Source organism: Rhizobium anhuiense bv. trifolii, assembly GCF_024346605.1.
GTDB lineage: Bacteria > Pseudomonadota > Alphaproteobacteria > Rhizobiales > Rhizobiaceae > Rhizobium > Rhizobium anhuiense.
On sequence record NZ_CP098803.1, the window covers coordinates 4,586,474 to 4,606,889 of the forward strand.

At 60.5% G+C, this 20,416-nt stretch carries 18 protein-coding genes, 1 tRNA gene and 1 pseudogene; 11 read left to right on the top strand and 9 right to left on the bottom strand.

The window, feature by feature from the left end:
• The first annotated feature begins 181 nt into the window (after nt 1–181).
• A complete protein-coding gene (locus NE851_RS31100; protein ID WP_028756450.1) occupies nt 182–1,429 on the top strand; it encodes a L,D-transpeptidase family protein in 1,248 nt (415 codons plus the stop codon).
• Nucleotides 1,430–1,434: 5 nt separating this feature from the next.
• Nucleotides 1,435–1,659 carry a sulfurtransferase TusA family protein gene (locus NE851_RS31105; RefSeq protein WP_028756451.1) on the top strand — a complete coding sequence of 75 codons (225 nt, stop codon included), beginning with the start codon at nt 1,435–1,437 and terminating at the stop codon, nt 1,657–1,659.
• Nucleotides 1,660–1,706: 47 nt separating this feature from the next.
• Here NE851_RS31105 and NE851_RS31110 read toward each other — a convergent pair whose 3' ends face one another.
• Nucleotides 1,707–2,888 (bottom strand): CobW family GTP-binding protein, encoded by a 1,182-nt coding sequence (locus NE851_RS31110; RefSeq protein WP_028756452.1) that lies wholly within the window; start codon nt 2,886–2,888, stop codon nt 1,707–1,709.
• An 18-nt stretch (nt 2,889–2,906) separates the two neighbouring features.
• Nucleotides 2,907–4,040, bottom strand: coding sequence for a D-alanyl-D-alanine carboxypeptidase family protein (locus NE851_RS31115; protein WP_028756453.1), 1,134 nt, complete (start codon nt 4,038–4,040; stop codon nt 2,907–2,909).
• 171 nt (nt 4,041–4,211) lie between these two features.
• Between NE851_RS31115 and NE851_RS31120 the strand changes: the two genes are divergently transcribed.
• The 3 genes from NE851_RS31120 (at nt 4,212) to NE851_RS31130 (ending at nt 6,500) form a co-directional block, all read left to right on the top strand.
• The gene (locus NE851_RS31120; protein WP_028756454.1) at nt 4,212–5,375 is read left to right on the top strand and encodes a M20 aminoacylase family protein; all 1,164 of its coding nucleotides are present in this window, start codon (nt 4,212–4,214) and stop codon (nt 5,373–5,375) included.
• A gap of 54 nt (nt 5,376–5,429) precedes the next feature.
• Nucleotides 5,430–5,506: transfer RNA gene (locus tag NE851_RS31125), tRNA-Arg, on the top strand.
• Between the two features lie 469 nt (nt 5,507–5,975).
• Nucleotides 5,976–6,500 carry a hypothetical protein gene (locus tag NE851_RS31130; RefSeq protein ID WP_127431855.1) on the top strand — a complete coding sequence of 175 codons (525 nt, stop codon included), beginning with the start codon at nt 5,976–5,978 and terminating at the stop codon, nt 6,498–6,500.
• 167 nt (nt 6,501–6,667) lie between these two features.
• Here NE851_RS31130 and istB read toward each other — a convergent pair.
• Nucleotides 6,668–7,464 (bottom strand): annotated as a pseudogene (gene istB / locus NE851_RS31135) (IS21-like element helper ATPase IstB).
• Nucleotides 7,454–8,980 (bottom strand): IS21 family transposase, encoded by a 1,527-nt coding sequence (istA, locus tag NE851_RS31140; RefSeq protein ID WP_127431856.1) that lies wholly within the window; start codon nt 8,978–8,980, stop codon nt 7,454–7,456. Before istA ends, istB begins: the two are co-directional and overlap by 11 nt.
• Before the next feature lie 716 nt (nt 8,981–9,696).
• On the opposite strand from istA, the gene NE851_RS31145 reads away from it, so the two are divergent.
• From NE851_RS31145 to eat, 3 genes are read left to right on the top strand one after another with little or no spacing between them, the layout of a single operon-like run.
• Nucleotides 9,697–11,145 (top strand): ethanolamine ammonia-lyase subunit EutB, encoded by a 1,449-nt coding sequence (locus NE851_RS31145; RefSeq protein WP_127431857.1) that lies wholly within the window; start codon nt 9,697–9,699, stop codon nt 11,143–11,145.
• The gene (eutC, locus tag NE851_RS31150; RefSeq protein ID WP_028756456.1) at nt 11,142–11,888 is read left to right on the top strand and encodes an ethanolamine ammonia-lyase subunit EutC; all 747 of its coding nucleotides are present in this window, start codon (nt 11,142–11,144) and stop codon (nt 11,886–11,888) included. Before NE851_RS31145 ends, eutC begins: the two co-directional genes overlap by 4 nt.
• A gap of 29 nt (nt 11,889–11,917) precedes the next feature.
• The gene (gene eat / locus NE851_RS31155) at nt 11,918–13,282 is read left to right on the top strand and encodes an ethanolamine permease (RefSeq protein ID WP_164736002.1); all 1,365 of its coding nucleotides are present in this window, start codon (nt 11,918–11,920) and stop codon (nt 13,280–13,282) included.
• Between the two features lie 177 nt (nt 13,283–13,459).
• On the opposite strand, the gene NE851_RS31160 is transcribed toward eat, so the two are convergent.
• Nucleotides 13,460–13,978 carry a DUF2937 family protein gene (locus NE851_RS31160; RefSeq protein WP_063476277.1) on the bottom strand — a complete coding sequence of 173 codons (519 nt, stop codon included), beginning with the start codon at nt 13,976–13,978 and terminating at the stop codon, nt 13,460–13,462.
• A gap of 160 nt (nt 13,979–14,138) precedes the next feature.
• Here NE851_RS31160 and NE851_RS31165 point away from each other — a divergent pair, with 160 nt between their 5' ends.
• Both NE851_RS31165 and NE851_RS31170 read left to right on the top strand, forming a co-directional pair.
• Complete coding sequence (locus NE851_RS31165) at nt 14,139–14,381, top strand: hypothetical protein (RefSeq protein ID WP_018482748.1); 243 nt, start codon at nt 14,139–14,141, stop codon at nt 14,379–14,381.
• Between the two features lie 128 nt (nt 14,382–14,509).
• The gene (locus tag NE851_RS31170) at nt 14,510–14,662 is read left to right on the top strand and encodes a hypothetical protein (protein ID WP_164736003.1); all 153 of its coding nucleotides are present in this window, start codon (nt 14,510–14,512) and stop codon (nt 14,660–14,662) included.
• 77 nt (nt 14,663–14,739) lie between these two features.
• Here NE851_RS31170 and NE851_RS31175 read toward each other — a convergent pair whose 3' ends face one another.
• Nucleotides 14,740–15,042: a BON domain-containing protein gene (locus NE851_RS31175; protein ID WP_028756459.1), complete on the bottom strand. Its 303-nt coding sequence runs from the start codon at nt 15,040–15,042 to the stop codon at nt 14,740–14,742.
• 62 nt (nt 15,043–15,104) lie between these two features.
• Nucleotides 15,105–15,755 (bottom strand): hypothetical protein, encoded by a 651-nt coding sequence (locus NE851_RS31180; protein WP_047615501.1) that lies wholly within the window; start codon nt 15,753–15,755, stop codon nt 15,105–15,107.
• Between the two features lie 381 nt (nt 15,756–16,136).
• On the opposite strand from NE851_RS31180, the gene dxr reads away from it, so the two are divergent.
• On the top strand, nt 16,137–17,327 hold the full coding sequence (gene dxr / locus NE851_RS31185) for a 1-deoxy-D-xylulose-5-phosphate reductoisomerase (protein WP_028756461.1): 1,191 nt from the start codon (nt 16,137–16,139) through the stop codon (nt 17,325–17,327).
• Between the two features lie 54 nt (nt 17,328–17,381).
• On the opposite strand, the gene NE851_RS31190 is transcribed toward dxr, so the two are convergent.
• Together NE851_RS31190 and NE851_RS31195 are read right to left on the bottom strand one after the other, a co-directional pair.
• The gene (locus NE851_RS31190; protein ID WP_174824527.1) at nt 17,382–18,455 is read right to left on the bottom strand and encodes an ABC transporter ATP-binding protein; all 1,074 of its coding nucleotides are present in this window, start codon (nt 18,453–18,455) and stop codon (nt 17,382–17,384) included.
• Between the two features lie 23 nt (nt 18,456–18,478).
• Nucleotides 18,479–20,401 (bottom strand): glycoside hydrolase family 127 protein, encoded by a 1,923-nt coding sequence (locus NE851_RS31195; protein WP_127431859.1) that lies wholly within the window; start codon nt 20,399–20,401, stop codon nt 18,479–18,481.
• Nucleotides 20,402–20,416 lie beyond the last annotated feature (15 nt).

Consider the following 20,416-nt stretch of genomic DNA (forward strand, 5'->3'; position numbering starts at 1 on the left):
CACCGATTGGGGCCAAATCTTGGCCACATTGATGTTATCTCTAACTTTCGCGCTTGCGGGGATGTTCGTGGCAAGTCATAGGCTGGTAGGGATTTATAAAGTATAAGCCGCCTATGATTCCTTCCAATGCCCGGACTCCATAGGCGGGACCGGATCGCACTATCTTTATGGGCTAGTTTGGATGCGCATACGTCATTTTGCCTATATTTCCCTCATGGCGCTGGCTCTGTCCGGCTGCAATGACGCGTTGGAAACCGCGCAGGTCGATCTTTCCAAGGTCAAGAACAAGGTGGAGCAGCCGCTTCCCCCACATATCCTCACCGCCATGGCCGCCAAGGGCATGGACCGCAATTCGCCGATCATGATCCGCATCTTCAAGGAAGAAGGTGCCATGGAGATCTGGAAGGCGAAGACCGACAACCGTTTCGACAAGGTCGCCGATTACAAGATCTGCGCCTGGTCCGGCCGTCTCGGCCCGAAGGTAAAGACCGGCGACCGGCAGGCGCCGGAAGGTTTCTACGAGCTGACGCGCGCCAACCTGAACCCCAATTCGAAATATTATCTGGCGATCAACACCGGCTTCCCGAACCGCTACGACGCGGCGAACGGCCGCAGCGGCTCCGATCTGATGATCCACGGCGCCTGCTCGTCCTCCGGCTGCTATTCGATGACCGACCAGCAGGTGCTGGAGATCTACGCCTTCGCCCGCGACGCCTTCAAGGGCGGCCAGGCAACGGTGCAACTGCAGGCCTTCCCCTTCCGCATGACCGCGGAAAACATGGTCAAGCATCGCCTCGACAGCAATTACGACTTCTGGAAGATGCTGAAGGTCGGCTACGACAATTTCGAAGTCACCAAGCGCCCGCCTGAGGTGAACGTCTGCGAGAAGAAATACGTCTTCAATCAGCAGGCAACCGACGGCAGCGCCTTCAATGCCGCCGGCAAGTGCCCTGCTATGTCGACACCGCCGGCGCTGACGGCGGCCCTTGCCTCCTACGGCAAGACCTATGATGCCGACTATGCCAAGGCGATGAGCAAATATGACGGCATGGCCTGGTACGATCCCACGGAAGCCGAGCGCAAGGCCGTGGTCGCCAAGCTGCGTAAGGGCCGCGAACTCGCTTACGCCCCGACCGGCACCTCGCTGGAAGCCGGCCGCATGGTCAAGGTCGCCGAACTCGAAGACCTGATGGCCAAGCGCACCGCGCAGGGCCTTGCCGCCAAGAGCGCGCCGGGCGCCACGCCGGCAGCGCCTGCCGGGCCGCAGGCAATCTCCGCCCAGCCGCAGGAAACGGCCATCGCTGCCGCCACACCGGCGGTCGTGCCGGTGCCGATGCAGAATCCGCTGGCCTTTACCGCGCCCGAACCGCAAGAAACGGCAGACGCCGCGGCAAAGAAGCCGTTCTGGAAATTCTGGGCGAGGAACTGAACGGCTTGAACCCCGTTCTCTACGATCTTCGCGGCCTGAAATGCCCATTCCCCGTGATCAAGACACGCAAGAAGCTTGCCGCCATGGCAAGCGGTGCACTCATTCGCGTCGACACGACAGATCCGCTGGCTGTGATCGACATGCCGCATTTCTGCAATGAGGAAGGCCACGAGCTGGTCGAGACGGAAAAGACCGAAAGCGGCCATCGCTTCCTGATCCGCAAGCGCTAAAACGCGTCGTTATCGCAACACCGCTGCCGAGTTTTTCGCGACATGCTCTAAATTCGCATGCCGGGGATAGCAAGCGGATTGTCGGACAGCGCCGCGCGGTCGGGCATGTCGATGCGCGGCTTGCCTAGGAAGGCGTCGAAGAGGTCCTTCACGAAGGCTTCCGGCAGATCCCGGGTGATCAGCACCATGCGCGTGCGCCGGTCTTCTCCCGGCCAGGCAGGCAGCCGCACCGGCGGATGGAAGATGCTCTGCACCCCATGCAGCACCAGCGGCCGATCCGGCCGGTCGGAGACCGACACGATCGCCTTCATCCTCAAAAGCTTCTCGCCATGGGCCGAACGCAGGAGATCGATGAACATGTCGAGCGCCATCGGATCGATCGGCTTCTCCTCGATGATCGAGAAAGAGCGGATCGAGGCATCGTGACGATTGACGTCGTGCGGGTCCTGATCCGCATGCCCGTGATGATGATGGTGGTGGTGCCCATGGTGATCGCCATCATGATCCTGATCGCCATCACGATTGTCATCGTGATTGTGATGATGATGCGCCTCATGCGCATCCTCGTCCTGCAGCCAGCGGCCGACATCGGCGATCTTCGTCGCCGGATCGTAAAGCCCGTTCACCAGCACTGCGGCACTGCCCGCCTCGGCACTGTCGGCATCCATAATCGCCGCCCGAGGATTGAGCGCCCGCAGGCGCTTTTCCAGCCCGTCGGTTGCCTCGGCCATCGCCTTTTTCGAGACGATCAGCCGGTCGGCGACCGCTGCCTGCTTGCGCGCTTCCTCATGATTGTCGAGCGTCTGCAGGCCATTCACGGCATCCACGACGGTCACGACGCCATCGAGTTCGAAATTTGTAGCGATGACCGGATTTCCCATGATCGCCTGCATGACGGGTGCGGGATCGGCAAGGCCCGTCGTCTCGATGACGACGCGTTTCACCGGCTTGACGCGGCCCGTCTGCACGGCATCCATCAGGTTCGCCAGCGTATCCACCAGCTCGCCGCGCACGGTGCAGCACAGGCAGCCATCGGACAGTTCGATGATCGAATCGCCGGAGCTTTCGACCAGGAGATGGTCGATACCGACATCGCCGAATTCGTTGATGATGACGGCCGCATCCTTCATCACCGGGTCTTTGAGGATACGGTTGAGCAGCGTCGATTTGCCGGCGCCGAGAAAGCCGGTCAGGATGGTGACCGGAATCCTGTCGTTGAGCGCGCTCATGTCATTTTACCTTGAAGCTTAAAAGGATGTCGGGCGCGGCATCGGCACCGGCACGTTGGCGATCGCGCTTGCGGTATCGCCCCGCGCCATCTTTTCCGGCTGCGCGGCCGGCTGAGGGTCCTGGCCCGGAATGAGGCCGGCGAAGACGAATCGCGGATCGTGGTCCATTTCCAGGATATAGGGCGACTGCACCCTCATCCGGCCGACCTCGTCGCGCGTTTCGCTGCGCACCTTGGCGCCCTTGGCGCTGCAGATATCGGCGGTGATGTCGGTAACCTGATCCTGTCCCGGGCCGTAGGGCCGCAGCGAACCCAGCGTGTCATTGCCGGGAAACTGCGCGGTGAACCCCTTCTGCAAAAGGTTCGCCGTCGCATCGGCGCGCGCCGCAAGACTGTCGGTGCCGAGCACGACGGAGACGAGAGTGCGGCCGTTACGCGTCGCCGAACCGATCTGGTTGAAGCCCGAGGCGCAAATGAAGCCGGTCTTCATGCCATCGGCGCCGGCGAAGCGGCCGATCAGCATGTTGAGGCTCGGTACATTCTGCTGGCCGGTGGTGAAGCCCTCCAGCGAGAAATAACCGGCATATTGCGGAAAATCGCGGCGCAACGCCACGGTCAGCACCGCGAGGTCGCGCGCCGTCGTATATTGGCCCTTGCCGGGCAGGCCGTTCGGATTGACGAAATGCGAATCCGTCATGCCGAGCTTCAGCGCCTCGCCGTTCATCCGCGTCACGAAGCCTTCCTGCGTACCGCCGATGGCTTCCGCGACCGCGACGGCGATGTCGTTGGCCGATTTCACCATCAGGATCTTCAGCGCGCTGTCGAGCGTCAGCTTCTGGCCCGGCTTGAAATACATCTTGGCAGCCGGCTGCGCGGCGGCGCGCTTGCTCATGACGATAGGCGTATCGAGGCTGATCTGACCGGCGCGGATCGCGTCGAACACGGTATAGACGGTCATCAGTTTGGTCAGCGAGGCTGGATACCACTTGCGGAAGGCTTCTTCATGCTCGAGCACGCGGCCGGTCTGCACGTCGACGAGAATATGCGGATTGGCCTGGGCAAGCGGAACGAAGGCAAGAAAGCTAGTTGTCGCAGCGACGATGAAGCTCAACGGTCGCAGCGCTGCAAACAAACGGAAGTGGCTCGTCGACACAGTTCGTCCTTCGGATATCAGGAAAATCTCGAAACCTTCCCCTATTTAGCCTATATGGCTATGACATGGCAAAGGTCATTGACTAAGTAATTTCCAAAAGCCTCACACCCCAGCTTCACACCGTTGTGATGCGGTGAAAGATTGTCGGGATTTCATAACAGGAACGCGAATATGCCGATTTTGAACAGAGCCGCGGAGTTGCAGGACGAAGTCGCCGAATGGCGCCGCCACATCCACGCCCGGCCCGAACTCCTCTTCGCGGTGGAAAACACGGCTGCCTTCGTCGCCGAAAAACTCAAGGAATTCGGCGTCGACGAGATCGTCACCGGCATCGGCCGCACCGGCGTCGTCGGCCTGATCAAGGGCAAGGGTGAAGGCCGCCGCACGGTCGGCCTGCGCGCCGACATGGACGCCTTGCCGCTGACCGAGATCACCGGAAAACCCTGGGCCTCGAAGACGCCGGGCAAGATGCATGCCTGCGGCCATGACGGCCACACCGCCATGCTGCTCGGCGCTGCGAAATACCTGGCCGAGACCCGCAACTTCAACGGCAATGTCGCCGTCATCTTCCAGCCCGCCGAAGAAGGCGGCGGCGGCGGCAATCTGATGGTCAAGGACGGCATGATGGAGCGCTTCGCGATTGAAGAGGTCTATGGCATGCACAATCTGCCGGGCCTGCCCGTCGGCCAGTTCGCCATCCGCAAGGGCGCGATCATGGCGGCGACCGACGAATTCACCGTCACCATCAAGGGCCGCGGCGGCCACGCCGCCCAGCCGCACCGGACGATCGACCCGATCGCCATCGGTGCCCAGATCGTCGCCAACCTGCAGATGATCGCCTCACGCAGCGCCGATCCGCTGCGCTCTGTGGTCGTCTCGGTGACCAAGTTCAACGCCGGTTTTGCCCATAACGTCATTCCGAACGATGCCACCTTCGCCGGGACGGTCCGCACCCTCGACCCCGAGGTGCGCACACTCGCCGAGACACGGTTCCGGCAGATCGTCGAGGGCCTGGTCGCAGCCCACGGCGCCGAGGCCGACATCAGCTTCCACCGCAATTATCCGGTTACTGTCAACCACCCCGACGAGACAGAGCATGCGGTCGCCACCGCCAGTGCCATCGCTGGTGAAGGCAATGTCAACGCCGAGATCGATCCGATGATGGGCGGCGAGGATTTCTCCTACATGCTGAACGCCCGCCCCGGCGCCTTCATCTTCATCGGCAATGGCGACAGCGCCGGCCTCCACAACCCGGCCTACGACTTCAACGACGAAGCCATCGCCCACGGCATCTCCTATTGGGTCCGCCTCGCCGAACAACGCCTCGGCGCTTAGCAACAATTAAGGCTTGGCTTCCCGCCAAGCCTTTTGTATGCATGGCGTGCAAGTGGTCCCGTAGCTCAGCAGGATAGAGCACCAGATTCCTAATCTGGGGGTCGCGCGTTCGAATCGCGCCGGGATCACCAGTCAAACAGATGCTTATCTCCCTTGAAAGAACGCACGTTCCTGTGGAATCGCTCGAAAGGTCTGTCCCCACAAGCGCTGTTTTGTCCCTGACGCTTCAATAGATTTGTCCCTGAGATCAAAACCTGTTTTTCTCGTTCCAGGTCTTTGATTAATTTCTCGGTGGTGGGAAGCCATATGGCTCAGCCGACGGCCGCCTCCTTGAATTGCATCACCGCTGCGGCTTCGATGTTGATGCGCCTACTCGTGCAGTAGGGAGCTTGGTTTGAAGGCTGATCCTTGCTGGACTCCCGCCTTGACCCGATCTGCTCTCCCAGGACAGGGATTTCGACGGACGCTCGTCGATGATTGGAACCGCACTGAGCGCGGCATCGAGGCTCATTTTGGATAGGCGTATGGCAGCGCCGGTTAATCCACCGGCGCGATTTGGGTGCGATGGAAACTCGATCACGCTTATGCTACCGAGCCGTCATGGATAAAGAGGATTTCGATATGCTCTTTAATGAGCGCGTGGCTGGCCGCTTAGCTCGGCTTGGCTTCGTGTCGAAGGGCAAGACGCTGTACTTCCAAGAGAAGCACTTTACAATTGCGCTCGTCCGGCTGGGTGGCCGGATGAGCAGTCCCGGGTCAATCTCGCATATTCTCTGTTTTCGGCACTCGTTTCTGCGGGACAGGACCGAACGGATTCCGAGCAAGTTCCCCACAGAAGTGTTCGATTATCCCTATAAGTTCAAGCCGCTCGAAGATGCCGATAAGGAATTGGTCTATCGGCCTCAGAATCTGAATTATGATTACGAGCGCTTTCATTGGGAGAGCGCTGATGAACGATCAGTCTGTCAAGAGCTTGATCGAATAGCGGCTCATATCGAGAACCGATTTCTTCCGTGGGCTAAGACCCTGACGCCCGCGACGGCGAGGTTAGAAATCACGCAGTTTGGTGAGAAGGCGTGGTGCGAGCAAATGTGGATCGCAGACTACGCTGCTGCGGCTGAATGACCGCTATCCGTCAAACTACGACATAGCGTTTTCGCGAAAATCCTAATATTCGCGACAGAAAGATGATCGGTAGGAACGCTTCGGGATGACGTCAGACTGAAGTCCTATAACCTGTTGATTTGCACTGAGAAGTGACCCGGCATTTGCGCCGAGAATTGACCCGTCTCTTAGGTATGTTTCGGGTCGGTGGTTGCCGTCAAGTTTTTGCTTTTCTCCTTTGTAGTTTTGGGCCCATGAGCTGAGCTGTTCTTGAATCGGAAGCTGTCGTTTCCGGTTTCGAGGATGTGGCAGTGATGCGTCAGGCGATCGAGCAGCGCGGTGGTCATCTTGGCGTCGCCGAAGACGCTGGCCCATTCGCTGAAGCTCAGGTTGGTGGTGATGATGACGCTGGTTCTCTCGTAGAGCTTACTCAACAAGTGGAAGAGCAGTGCGCCGCCTGATGCGCTGAATGGCAGGTAGCCAAGCTCGTCCAGGATAACGAGGTCGGAGTGTATGAGGCGATTGGCGATTTGACCGGACCGTCCTTGGGCCTTCTCCTGCTCGAGAGCGTTGACCAGTTCGACGGTCGAGAAGAACCGAACCCGCTTATGATGATGCTCGATGGCTTGAACGCCGATCGCCGTGGCGACATGCGTTTTACCTCCGCCGGGTCCGCCAACCAGAACGATGTTGTTAGCCTCGCCGAGGAAGTCGCAGCGATGAAGCTGGCGCACGAGCTCTTCGTTGATCTCGCTGCTGTCAGATCACGGTAGGCGGGAAAGCGTGCCGTCTTGAGCTGATAGGCTCTCGATCTGACCTCCCTTTCTGCCGTCTCCGCTTTGAGGAGCTGCGACAGGACCGGAATCGCGGCCTCGAAAGCCGGCGCTCCCTGTTCGGTCAGTTCCCCGACAGCCTGGGCCATACCGTGCATCTTCAATTGCCGCAGCATGATCACGATCGCGCCGCTTGCTGGGTTATGACGCATGGCGAATCTCCGTCTTTCTCAGGGTGTCGTAGCGTTCGACATTGGCCTTTGGTTCATTGGTGAGTGTCAGTGCTTGCGGCGCATCTATGGTCGGCGGCGTGAAGGATTTGCCGTTAACGAGGCGATGCAACAAGTTCAGCACATGCGTCTTGGTCGGAACGCCGGACTTCAGCGCCATGTCGACGGCCGAGAGGACGGCTTGTTCATCGTGCTGCAGGACGAGCGCCAGGATATCGACCATCTCACGGTCTCCGCCGGGCTTCTTTAGCAGGTGCTGCTGCAAGGTTTTGAAGGCCTCGGGAAGCTCGGTGAATGGAGCACCGTTGCGCAGAGCGCCGGGTTTGCGTTGCACGACCGCGAGATAATGTCGCCAGTCATAAACCGTCTGTCCCGGCCGATCATGGGAGCGGTCGATAATACGCTGGTGTTCGCAGATGATCAGGCCTTCGGCGACGACGACGACACGATCCGGATAGACCCGCAGGCTCACCGGTCGATTGGCGAAGGACGCCGGAACGCTGTAGCGGTTGCGCTCCAGATGCACGAGGCAGGTCGGCGAGACACGTTTGGTGTATTCGACAAATCCATCAAATGGACGGGAGACCGGCATGAGAGTCCGTGCTTCCTCCGCCCAGATATCGGCGATGGTGCCGCGCATTTGGCCGTGTGGCGTCTTCGCCCAGAACTCTTTGCAACGTTGCTCCAGCCACTCGTTGAGGGCCTCCAGCGATGGAAAGCGCGGCATGGGTTGCCAAAGGCGATGACGAGCGTCCTGGACGTTCTTCTCGACCTGCCCCTTTTCCCAGCCTGACGCCGGATTGCAGAACTCCGGTTCGAACAGATAGTGGCTGGCCATCGCCAGGAAGCGGCCGTTGACGTCGCGCTCCTTGGCGCGGCCGACCTTGTCAATCGCCGTCTTCATGTTGTCGTAGATGCCGCGCCGGGGGACGCCACCGAAGACGCGAAATGCGTGATTGTGGGCGTCGAACAGCATCTCGTGCGTCTGCAGGAGATAGGCCCGGACGATAAAGGCCCTGGAGTAGCTCAGCTTCGTATGGGCCACCTGCAGCTTGGTGCGCTCATTGCCGATGATGGCCCAATCTTCCGACCAATCGAACTGGAACGCTTCACCGGGTTCGAATGCCAAAGGCACGAATGTTCCGCGTCCCGACCTCTGAAGTTCTCTCTGCCGGTCGGCTCTCCAATCCCGAGCAAAAGCGGCGACACGGCAATAGGAACCCTCGTAGCCCAAGCTCAGCAGGTCGGCATGGAGCTGCTTGAGAGTCCGCTTCTGTTTGCGGGATTTGTTCGCTTCCGTCTTCAGCCAGGCCGATAGTCTATCGGCAAAGGGGTCAAGCTTGCTCGGGCGGGCCGGGACCTTGAACTTTGGCTCCACGCCATCAAGACCGAGATATTTGCGGATGGTATTCCGGGACAGGCCGATCCTGCGGCAAATCTCCCGGATCGATAAATGCTCTCTAAGATGCCAGCGTCGGATCACGCTCAATAACGCCATGTCGATCACTCCATAGCTCCCGCTGAAAACACGCGGAGCAAGGTTCAAAACATCGGTCAATTCTCGATGAAAATATCTCGCAATGCCGGATCACTTCTCAGTGCAAATCAACAGCAATACAATCAATGGCCGCCTATCTCCTCTGGGACAAACCTACCGAACCGCTCCATCCTGCGGACATGCAAGAACGCAATAATGATGTCATGAGAAACCGGCCTTTGATCGGTAATAGCCAGGCCAAGTGTCGCGTTGAGGCCGCACGACCGAACTCTTCGGATGCAGAAATTGGCGATCGATTGGATTCGTTCAATTGGCTAGTTTTTCGACATCGGCGTCGATCTACGGTCAGTCAGCTCAAAATGGACGATCGCGTCTCAGCACAGACTGCCCCATCGAAAAAACACTCCGGCTAGAACCGCTGGATCAGGACGATCAACGAATATATTTGCAATCAGTGTTGAGCCGGTCGCAAATCTGCGCACATCGGAGCATGCTATCGCAAAGTGGATAGAACCACGCTAGCGAATTAGCCGTCCTAAACTGAAAACAGTCTCTGCAATAACCGCGCGCAGCGTCGGCCCTGATGGTCAGCCATGCGAAGTCCTTGGCACGGCTGCCTCGGCATCCCAGCCCGTAAAGAATGGCACGCTTCTTGCGTTGTTTGGCGTAGTGCCGAGCATACTCGGCGGAAGCCCGCGAATGCCCACAATCGGAAGGTGGACGAGTTCCCGGACATCGAGAATAGGCTGATCGACGGCCAGGAGCAGATGACAACATATTCGATCGTTCTAGGACGCGAACGCCATGTCTTTCAGGATCTGAAATCGGTATTGGCTTGCGCTTCGCCATTGAAATCAGGTGACGTGCTGGCCGGGATCGCCGCGTCAAGCAACGAGCGGCGGGTGGCCGCCCGCTATCTGCTTGCGGATATGCCTCTCAAAACCTTCCTGGAGGATCTCGTCATCCCATACGAGATCGACGAGGTCAGCCGACTGATCGTCGACCGCCATGATTGGACGGCATTCGCGCCGATATCTCATATGACGGTCGGCGAGTTTCGCGATTGGCTTCTCTCCTATGACGCGACCGCCGAAAGACTGCTTGCCATTGCACCGGGCCTCACCCCCGAGATGGTCGCGGCGGTCTCCAAGATCATGCGCAACCATGATCTGATCACCGTCGCCGGCAAATGCAGGGTGGTCACGGCCTTTCGTTCCACGATCGGTCTGCCCGGCCGGCTGTCGAGCCGTCTTCAGCCCAATCATCCCACCGATGATCCTGAAGGTGTCGCCGGCTCGACGCTCGACGGACTTCTTTATGGGATCGGCGATGCGGTGATCGGCATCAACCCGGCTACCGACAATCTCGAGGCATGCACAAGATTGATGGTTCTTTTCGACCGGCTGCGCGAACAGTTCGATATCCCGACCCAATCCTGCGTGTTGACCCATGTCACCACGTCAATCAAGGCGATCGAGGCTGGAGCGCCGCTCGATCTGGTGTTCCAGTCAATCGCCGGCTCGGAAGCCGCCAATAAGGGTTTCGGCATCGACCTCGCCCTCCTGAGGGAAGGCCAGCAGGCGGCACTTTCCATGAAGCGCGGCACGGTCGGCAACAATGTCATGTATCTGGAGACCGGCCAGGGCAGCGCCCTCTCGGCCGACGCCCATCATGGCGTGGACGAACAGACGGTGGAGGCGCGGGCCTATGCCGTTGCACGTGAGCTCGATCCGTTGCTCGTCAATACCGTGGTCGGCTTCATTGGCCCCGAATATCTTTTCGACGCCAAGCAAATTATCCGCGCCGGGCTCGAAGACCATTTCTGCGGCAAACTGCTTGGCGTGCCGATGGGGGTCGACGTTTGCTACACGAACCATGCGGAAGCCGACCAGGACGATATGGACAATCTGATGGTGCTGCTGACTGTCGCGGGTGTCAGCTTTCTGATCGCGGTGCCCGGCGCCGACGACGTCATGCTCAATTATCAGAGCCTTTCCTACCACGATATTGTCGGCCTCAGGCACCAGTTCAATCGTCCGCCGGCTCCGGAGTTCGAAGCCTGGCTTCATCGCATGGGCATGCTTGATCACACGGGTCGTCTTGCGCCTGCCAGCGCCTCGGGCGCCTTCTTCCGCAATCTCTTGAGCTACAGGGCATCCGCATGACTCCCTTCGAACGCGATCCGTTTGCGCGGTTCCGCAACGCCACACGCGCCCGCATTGGGCTTGGAAGAGCAGGCGACGCCTTGCCGACATCGGCAATTCTCGACTTCCAGCTTGCCCATGCCCGGGCGCGGGATGCCGTGCATGGGCAAGTGGATTTTGTCGCCCTTGCCAAGCAGCTTGCTCCCGTGCCGACGATCCGGATTCGGTCTCGCGCCAAAGACCGGACGATCTATCTGGCGCGCCCGGATCTCGGCCGTCAGACCAACGCAGCCGATCTCCCGAGCCCAGGCGATCGTTATGATATCGCCTTCATCATTGCCGACGGACTTTCGGCCTCGGCGGTCGAGCACCACGCGGTGCCGCTGTTTAACGCATGCATGAAGCGTCTCGGGGCCTTCAGCGTCGCCCCGGTGATATTGGGCGAGCAGGCGCGGGTGGCATTTGGCGATGAAGCGGCGGCGGCGTTTGGTGCGGAAGTTGCCATCGTGCTGATCGGCGAGAGGCCGGGACTAAGCGTGCCTGACAGCCTCGGCGCCTACATCACCTTCCGACCGCAATCGGGACGGCGCGACAGCGAGCGCAACTGTATTTCCAATATTCATGCCGACGGGCTCAGCTACGAGGTCGCGGCCGACAAGATCGTCTGGATCGTCCGGGAGGCGCTGCGACTGCAGCTGACCGGTGTCGATCTCAAGGAAAATGCCGAAGGCGCCATAGAAGCGCTGCCACACCAAGAAGCATAAAGTTCAATCTACAAAACAGGGGAACAATCATGTCAAATTCTCAACCGACGCTCGCCAAGAGCCTGACCGGGCTGCACTTATGGGGACTTGCAGTCGGCCTCGTCATCTCCGGCGAATATTTCGGCTGGAGCTATGGCTGGGCGGCGGCCGGCACACTCGGCTTCTTGATCACCACGATTCTGATCGCCGTCATGTACACCACCTTCATTTTCTCCTTCACGGAGTTGACAACGGCTATTCCGCATGCGGGTGGGCCGTTTGCCTATGCGCTCAGGGCCTTCGGCCCGCTCGGCGGCTTCGTTGCGGGCTTTGCAACACTGGTGGAATTCGTCTTCGCGCCTCCGGCCATCGCGCTTGCGATCGGCGCCTATCTCAATGTGCAGTTTCCGGGGCTCGATCCGAAACTGGCGGCCGTCGGCGCCTATCTCATCTTCATGGCGCTCAATATCGTCGGCGTCACCATCGCCGCGACATTCGAGCTCTTCATTACCATCCTCGCCATTATTGAACTCCTGGTCTTTATGGGTGTCGTTCTGCCCGGCTTCTCCGTCGCCAACTTCGCGGCCAATGGCTGGGCTGGCGCCCCTGAATTATCGGTTGGCGCCATTGGAGGCATCTTTGCCGCGATTCCGTTCGCCATCTGGTTCTTCCTGGCGATCGAAGGTGCGGCAATGGCTGCAGAGGAAACCAAAAATCCCACCCGCACCGTGCCGATCGCCTATATCGCAGGGATTCTCACTCTCGTATTCCTGGCTTTCGGCACGATGATCTTCGCGGGAGGTGTTGGCGACTGGCGTACGCTGTCCAACATCAACGATCCGTTGCCGCAGGCGATGAAGGCTGTCGTCGGAGAATCCTCCGGCTGGCTGCACATGCTCGTCTGGATCGGCCTGTTCGGCCTGATCGCATCGTTCCATGGCATCATCATGGGGTATTCCAGGCAGATCTTTGCGCTGGGTCGCGCAGGCTACCTGCCGGAAGTTCTCGCGAAGATTCACCCGAAATTCCGCACGCCCTACCTTGCTATCCTCGCAGGCGGCGTTGTCGGCATTGCCGCGATCTTCTCCGACAACCTGATCCAGATCGGCGGCTTGCCGCTGACTGCCAATATCGTCACGATGTCGGTGTTCGGCGCGATCATCATGTACATCGTCTCCATGGCATCGCTGTTCAAACTTCGTCGGACCGAGCCCGAGCTTGCCCGGCCGTTCAAGGCCTGGGGCTATCCGGTTATCCCGGCCATTGCCCTTGGGCTTGCGCTGGTCGCGCTGGCGGCGATGATCTACTACAACTTCCTGATCTTCTTGATCTTCCTGGCGATGGGCGCGGTAGCGTTCGGTATCTGGCGCTTGCTGTCCGGCGGCGTCGCCAAGGAAGCGGCCGCTTCCGCGTAACAAGGCTCTCCGGCCCGATCATCAAGCAGGCAACGGGACGAGCCTGTTTCGATCGATATCAACGATCCCCCACCGACATTTGGCGGGGGAATTCGAGCACAAAGCCCAGCCCGCTCGCAAAATTCTTAATTTCCTCCTCGAGATAAGCTCGCGCCAAGCCGCTTTCGCCGTCGTTGGTTACCGCACCTCACGATGGACCCGCCGCGTCCTCACCGCCTGCCGCGCGCCTAATCCCAGCAGCGCCGCCACGATCCAGCCACCGATAAAACCGATCGCGCCCCAGACAAGCCCGGCAAAACTGACCGGCACGCCGGGCACGAAATCACGCCAGGTATTGGCGAAGACGACGTCATCGGCATTGCCCAGCAGCACGAAGGGCTTGGCGACGGGTGCGGCGGTACCGAGGTGGAGCTGCTGCGACAGCAGCGTTTCGTAGCGCGTGATCGTGCTGCGCATCGAGACGCCGCGGTCGCGCAGGAAATCATCGGACGATTGCGCATAGGCGTTCAGCGCTTGCTGGCGATCGAGATGGTGTTCGGCCGCCTGGGCATTGAAATCCTCGACGATGACGCGCAATTCGTCGATCGCCCCGCCGATCCGCTGGCGGTATTGCTGCGCAAATTCCGGCGCCTGCGAAAACACCGTGCCGCCGGCAAGCCCGGCGACAATAGCGATGATTCTTGCAATCGGACCCATGATTGATGCCTCCGGCTGTCCCCTGCGCTAACGATCCGCGGCCGTAAAGGTTTCTGCCTTCGACACAATCGGTAACGCTATGTGATTGAACCGACGGCGCTTCCGGCGAGTTGATGCCCTGACCAACCCAGAATGACCAACTCAGAAAGAGAGACTTGTCATGAAACAGATTATCCTTGCCTGCACGCTCACTGCTGCATCCATCTTTTCCGCAATGCCGTCCCAGGCGGCAAGTGTAACCATCACCACGGACGACGCGCGTCCCACCTACCGTCATGCGGAACGGCCCTATTACCGCCATCACATGAGGCCGCGCCACGTCTCCCAGGATTGCTTCACCAAGACGGAAAAAATCCGCCGTCACGGCCATACGGTCGTCAAGGAAACCCGAATCTGCCGATAAGGCAAATCCCTACGGGAAAGCCCGGCTGATCTTCGCAGCCGGGCTTTTCATCTGATCTCGCCTCGATCTCGCAGATGAGGAACTTTCGCAATATCAGCCGCGTTTATTGCGAAACGGGAGTGTTCATCATGCGTATCAAGATGATTCTTTTGGCCATCGCCTATGTCGCCGTCAGCGCCGTGCTGCTGGCCATCGCCTACCAGCCGCAGGGGTCGGGCGCCATGCAGAAGACGGATCGTCTGGCCGGCTCGTCCTTCCTCGTCGAACGCTTCGCCGGTTGACCAGCTGAGCGCGGCCCTACCGGTGACGACGTGATAGTCCTCGTCCGGGATGTTTGGCCCCGGAGCGAGCTTTCGGTTTAATGCGTGCCGTCAAGTGACAATCCACCAAGCGGGCCGCCAAGCAGGATTCGGTTCTGCACCGAATGCACGCCCTCGACCGCCTTGGCGACCACGGTTGCCCGTTCGATCTCGCCGACCGTGCCGACAGTGCCGGTGAGCACGATGTGGTCGTTTTCCATCGTCACCTCGACATCAGACGCATCAATCCCGCCGGCAATCGCCAGCGCATTGGCGACATCCGCCTCAACAGATGCACGATTGGCGATTTCCGCTTCCATCTCGGGCTCGAGCCCGTGAAATGTCTGCTCCTTGAAAACCATGATCCATTCCTCCGTGAAACCTGCTTAGCAAACGCCGTTCGACGGAGTTGGTTTCAGCGCCGCTACCACTGCACGCGATAGCGGAGATTGATGCTGCCGGTCTCACCTCCCGAAAACGGATTGTTCACCGAGGCATCGAGATTGAGGTTCGGCAGGATGGCCTGGTTGACCGCCACCGTGCTCGAGAAGTCGCCGCTGGCATTGCTGACGCCTGTGCCCGCCGAAAGCGACGTTCCCGTCCAGGGATGGATCAGTTTCAGCGCCTGCGATGCCGTCACCGAGGCCTGCCTGATATCGACCGCATCAAATTGAACGCTGATGGACCGGCTCGATTGCATATCGAGCGAATCGGACAGGATCCAGCTGCGCGAGCGGCTCAGCGTCAGCGCGCCGCTGCCGCGCAGCGTATCGACGCTGACCTTCGCGCCCTGCTGCGATTGGCCCGCTGGCGTGACGGCCGTCTTTACGATCCTGCCCCAGAGCATTGCCTGTTCGGAATCGGGCAGCGGCGCGCCGCCTTTGGTCGAGGCAAGGGCTATGTCGGCGCCGGCGCTCGTTTCCCATTCCGCCGGCAGGCGAAAACCCAAGGTCGCCTTGTAGGACCGGTCCGAAAGCTTGGCCGGCGACCAGATCACCAGATCATCAGCTCTCGCTGCAACGGTGAGCGAGAGCAGGATGGCGAAAAGAATGCATGCTATTTTGAATGTCGTCATGAAGTTAAGAACGTTTTGACCTGACACGGGGCCGCCGTGCCGAAACCGACGCAACAGCGGACATGAAGCGCTCGCAGCCGAACGCGATGGGGGATCACGGCAAGCCGTCCATCCCGGTTTCATCCTCGATTTAATGTTGGCCGAAAAGGCCGGCGGCACGCGTGCCAGTTCTTCGATGGACGCCGCAGCGCCCCGAATTGCCATGCGACCGTGACCGGCCGCAGCGGAATCGCGATTCCGCCAGCAATGTTAGAAGGATCACATCTACCTGCGGCTCTGTAAACCCCTTATGGGCTGAAATCTGCTGCACCGCACACTTGCCGCCCCTTCCAAACCCTAGTAGAGCCTGAGCCTACGAGAGAAATTTTCGCGAAATTTCACATGATGACCGGCAAAAGCGCGCCGCGGCGCCTCAGCATCTTCGGTTCGACGGGTTCGATCGGCCAGAATACACTCAATGTCGTCGAGCACCTGGGCGGACGGGAGAATTTCGAAATCTCCGTGCTGACCGGCAACGGCAATATAGAATTGCTGGCCCGACAGGCGAAATCATCCGGCGCGCGGCTGGCGGTAACGGCAAACGACCGGCACTACGAATCACTGAAAAGCGAACTTTCCGGCAGCGGCATCGCCGTCGCCTCGGGAAAATCCGGCCTGATGGAAGCGGCTGAGCGCGAAGCCGACTGGGTGATGGCGGCAATCGTCGGCACCGCAGGCCTGGCGCCGACGCTTGCAGCTGCGCGCCGCGGCGCCGATATCGCCCTTGCCAACAAGGAATGCCTGGTATCGGCGGGCGATCTCTTTATCGCAGCCGTTCGCCAGGGCGGCGGCAGGCTGCTTCCTGTCGACAGCGAGCACAATGCCATCTTCCAGGTGTTGGAGGAAACCCAGCGCCACGCGGTCGAGCGCGTCATCCTGACGGCGTCGGGTGGTCCCTTCCGCACCGCCTCGCTGCGGCAGATGGCCGATGTGACGGTGGAAAGCGCGCGCGCCCACCCGAACTGGTCGATGGGGTTGAAGATCTCGATCGACAGCGCCTCGATGTTCAACAAGGCGCTGGAGATGATCGAAGCTCGACACCTTTTCGGTCTCAGGCCCGAACAGATCGAAGTCATCCTCCATCCGCAATCGATCATCCATTCCATGGTCGGCTATACGGATGGGTCGGTGCTGGCGCAACTCGGCGCACCGGATATGCGCACCGCCATCGGTTATGCCCTGTCCTTTCCGCGCCGGCCGAACCTGCCGATCGAGCGGCTGGATTTCGCCAAGCTCGCCAGGCTGGATTTCGAGGCGCCGGATGAGGTGCGGTTTCCCGCGTTGCGGCTGGCGCGCCTGGCGATGACGCGCGGCGGCGTTCAGGGTGCGGTGCTGAACGGCGCCAAGGAAGTGGCGCTTGAAGCCTTCATCGAGGGGCGGCTGCCCTTCCTTGCCATGGCCGAGATCACCGAGAGGGTCATGGACGATCTCGCCGGCCTGCCGCCGGCTGCCGGCATGGACGATGTCTTCGCCGCCGACAGGCAGGCCCGGCAGAGAGCGGCGGAGCTCATGACACCGGCGATCGCCGTGTGAAATGCCCACGGGCCGTTCGCCGAGAGGCCGCCCGCTTATCCCTGGCGGCCGCCATTACCGCAACCGGTTGCCGCCCTCGTCGAACAATCTGCAATCCGACGGTTCGAACAGCAGGCTCACCTGCTCACCCGCTGCGATGCTGACCGGTGACCGATGCTCGACGGTGAGCGACTGGCCATCGGCAAGCTGGCAATAGAGATATTGCGTTCCGCCGAGATACTCCGAAAAATCGACCCTGGCCGTCAGGCTGCCCGAAAGGTCGGATGCCACCTTCAGATGCTCCGGCCGCAGGCCGAGCGTCACCGCGGCGCCAACCGGCCTGTCTGCCGGCGGCAAGCCGCTGCCGATGCGCCGGCCTGCGACTTCGACCAGACCGCCCTCACCCCAGCGGGCGTTCAAAAGGTTCATCCGAGGCGAGCCGATGAAGCCCGCGACGAAGGTATTCGAGGGATTTTCGTAGATTTCCCGGGGCGTCCCGGCCTGTTCGACACGGCCATCGCGCAGCACGACGATCTTGTCGGCGAGCGTCATCGCCTCGGTCTGGTCGTGCGTGACATAGATCATCGTGTTGCCGAGTTCGCGGTGAAGGCGGGCGATCTCGATGCGCATCGAAACGCGCAGTTCCGCATCGAGATTGGACAGCGGTTCGTCGAACAGGAAGACATCGGGCTTGCGCACGATCGCACGGCCGATCGCCACGCGCTGCCGCTGACCGCCGGAAAGCTGTCCCGGCCGCCGGTCGAGAAGATGATCGATCTTCAGGATCGCGGACGCGGCCTTGACACGCGTCTCTATCTCGGCGGCTTGCGTGCGCGCCATCTTCAAGCCGAAGGCCAGATTCTCCCGCACGCTCATATGCGGATAGAGCGCGTAGGACTGGAAGACCATGGCGATGCCGCGCTCGGATGGATCGAGATCGGTGACAACACGTCCCTTGATTTCGACCTCCCCGTCGGTCACGTCTTCCAAGCCGGCGATCATGCGAAGAAGCGTCGATTTTCCGCAGCCGGACGGCCCGACGAAGACGACGAATTCGCCCTCGGCGATCGTCAGGTCGATGCCGTGAACCACCTGCAGACTGCCATAGCTTTTTCGCACGTCCTGGAGCACGACGCTCTTGTTACCCATATCCTTCGTCATCCCCAAACGGCCTATTTGTCCGACTGGACCCAGACGAGCATCTCTCCGGGCGCGCGGTTGTCCCAGAGATGATAGGGCACGAAACGCGCGGTGGCGACCTGCCTTTCGGCCGGCGCTTTGCGGTAGAGCGGCGTTCCCCAATTCGATGTTTCCTCGCGCTCGACCTGGAGATCGAGGGCGACGGCATCGTTGAGATCCTTCAGCACCACGGTTTCGGCGGCCGGAAGCTCGCGGGGCAGGACGATGGCGTTGAGGTCTTCGCCATTGTCTGTGGTTTCGACGCAATAGACGAGCGGGCCGCGCATCAATGCGACCCGGCCGGCATCCTGACGCACCTTCGGATTGGCATATTGCGGGCGAAGCGAAAGCGGCAGGTAGAGGGCGACACGATCGCCGTCGGCCCATTCACGATCGATCCTGATATATCCGTCCTGCATATTGGCGTTGAGATCGAGCATCGTTCCGTTGATGCTGAGGGTGGCGCCCTCCGCCCAGTCCGGGATGCGCAGCGACAGCGCGAAGCGCGCCGGCCTCTCCAGCCGGGTGGTAAAGGCGACCGCGCCCTCCCACGGGTAGTTGGTCACCTGCTCGAACTCCACGTTGGCGCCGTTGGCAAGCTTCAGCCGCGCGGTGCTCTCGCCATAGAGATGCACGGCGATCTCGTTGTCGGCAACGGCGTACATATAGGAGCCGATCGAGGTCACCAGCCGGGCAATGTTGGGCGGGCAGCAGGGGCAATGGTGCCACTTCCAGCGGTGGTGCTTGCCGGCACTTTCGAGCGGATTGTCATAGAAGAACGTCTTGCCGTCGGTCGAAAGCCCCGGCAGCGCGCCGTTGTAAAGCGCCTGCTCCATGATATCGGCATAGCGCCGATCCGGACCGCGGCCGAGCATTCGGCTTGCCCAGAACACCAGGCCGACCGAAGCGCAGGTCTCGGCATAGGCGGTGGCATTGGGCAGGTCGTAATAGTCGGTGAAGCCTTCGTTGGAGGCTGCCGGGCCGATGCCGCCGGTAATGTACATCTGCTTGGTGGTCAGATCGTCCCAGAGCGTTTCCAGCGCCGCCGTCAGGCTGTCGTCCTTGTATTCGGTGGCGATGTCGGCCATGCCCGAATAGAGGTACATGGCGCGCACCGCATGGCCGACGACCTTCGTCTGCGCACGCACCGGCTGGTGCGCCTGCGCATATTCATAGGTCTTCTGGTGGTATTCGGAGACATTGCGGCCGTCGCGGCTTGCCTCGGCGGTGAAGAAATGCGGCTCGGTGCCGCGTTCGTCGATGAAATATTTCGACAGGTCGAGATATTTCTTCTCGCCGGTCACGCGGGCGAGCTTGACCAGTGCCAGCTCGACTTCCTCATGGCCGCAATAGCCTGATATCTGGCCTTCGCCGTGGCCAAAAATCTTGATCATGTAATCGGCATAGCGGCACATGATGTCGAGCAGCTTGCGTTTGCCGGTCGCCTGGTAATAGGCGACCGCGGCTTCCATGAGATGGCCGGCGCAATAGAGCTCATGATGGTCGCGCAGATTGGTCCAGCGGCGGTTCGGTTCGACGCGCTGGAACCAGGCGTTCAGATAACCGTCCTCGTCCTGCAGTTTCTCATACATGTCGATGATTTCGTCGGCGCGCGCCTCGAGCTTCGGGTTCGGCCGGCGATAAAGCGAATAGGCGATGGTCTCGATCGACTTGCCGAGGTCGGAATCCCAGAACATCTGCGTCGTCCCGCCCCAAGGCTGAATGGGAATGACGACCCCGGGGCTCGGCTGGCTGACATCGATCGCCTTGAGCATGCCGGCCTCGACGCAGCGGTCGAGCAGGGTCTCGGCGGTGGAATTGCAGACGGCGTCCTGCCATTTGCCCCAGAAGCCGCCGAGCTCGACATCGGGAACGGCGACGGGACGAAACTGGCGATCGTTGCTTGCTTTGGTCATGGCTCCACTTTCTCT

Bases quoted from the DNA above. Each gene is read 5' to 3' on its own strand.
- NE851_RS31100 (WP_028756450.1), top strand. From the start codon at position 182: ATGCGCATACGTCATTTTGCCTATATTTCCCTCATGGCGCTGGCTCTG.
- eat (WP_164736002.1), top strand. From the start codon at position 11,918: ATGTCAAATTCTCAACCGACGCTCGCCAAGAGCCTGACCGGGCTGCAC.
- NE851_RS31190 (WP_174824527.1), bottom strand. From the start codon at position 18,455: ATGGGTAACAAGAGCGTCGTGCTCCAGGACGTGCGAAAAAGCTATGGC.
- NE851_RS31120 (WP_028756454.1), top strand. From the start codon at position 4,212: ATGCCGATTTTGAACAGAGCCGCGGAGTTGCAGGACGAAGTCGCCGAA.
- NE851_RS31175 (WP_028756459.1), bottom strand. From the start codon at position 15,042: ATGGTTTTCAAGGAGCAGACATTTCACGGGCTCGAGCCCGAGATGGAA.
- dxr (WP_028756461.1), top strand. From the start codon at position 16,137: ATGATGACCGGCAAAAGCGCGCCGCGGCGCCTCAGCATCTTCGGTTCG.
- eutC (WP_028756456.1), top strand. From the start codon at position 11,142: ATGACTCCCTTCGAACGCGATCCGTTTGCGCGGTTCCGCAACGCCACA.
- NE851_RS31110 (WP_028756452.1), bottom strand. From the start codon at position 2,888: ATGAGCGCGCTCAACGACAGGATTCCGGTCACCATCCTGACCGGCTTT.
- NE851_RS31195 (WP_127431859.1), bottom strand. From the start codon at position 20,401: ATGACCAAAGCAAGCAACGATCGCCAGTTTCGTCCCGTCGCCGTTCCC.
- NE851_RS31130 (WP_127431855.1), top strand. From the start codon at position 5,976: ATGGATAAAGAGGATTTCGATATGCTCTTTAATGAGCGCGTGGCTGGC.
- NE851_RS31180 (WP_047615501.1), bottom strand. From the start codon at position 15,755: ATGACGACATTCAAAATAGCATGCATTCTTTTCGCCATCCTGCTCTCG.
- istA (WP_127431856.1), bottom strand. From the start codon at position 8,980: ATGGCGTTATTGAGCGTGATCCGACGCTGGCATCTTAGAGAGCATTTA.
- NE851_RS31160 (WP_063476277.1), bottom strand. From the start codon at position 13,978: ATGGGTCCGATTGCAAGAATCATCGCTATTGTCGCCGGGCTTGCCGGC.
- NE851_RS31170 (WP_164736003.1), top strand. From the start codon at position 14,510: ATGCGTATCAAGATGATTCTTTTGGCCATCGCCTATGTCGCCGTCAGC.
- NE851_RS31165 (WP_018482748.1), top strand. From the start codon at position 14,139: ATGAAACAGATTATCCTTGCCTGCACGCTCACTGCTGCATCCATCTTT.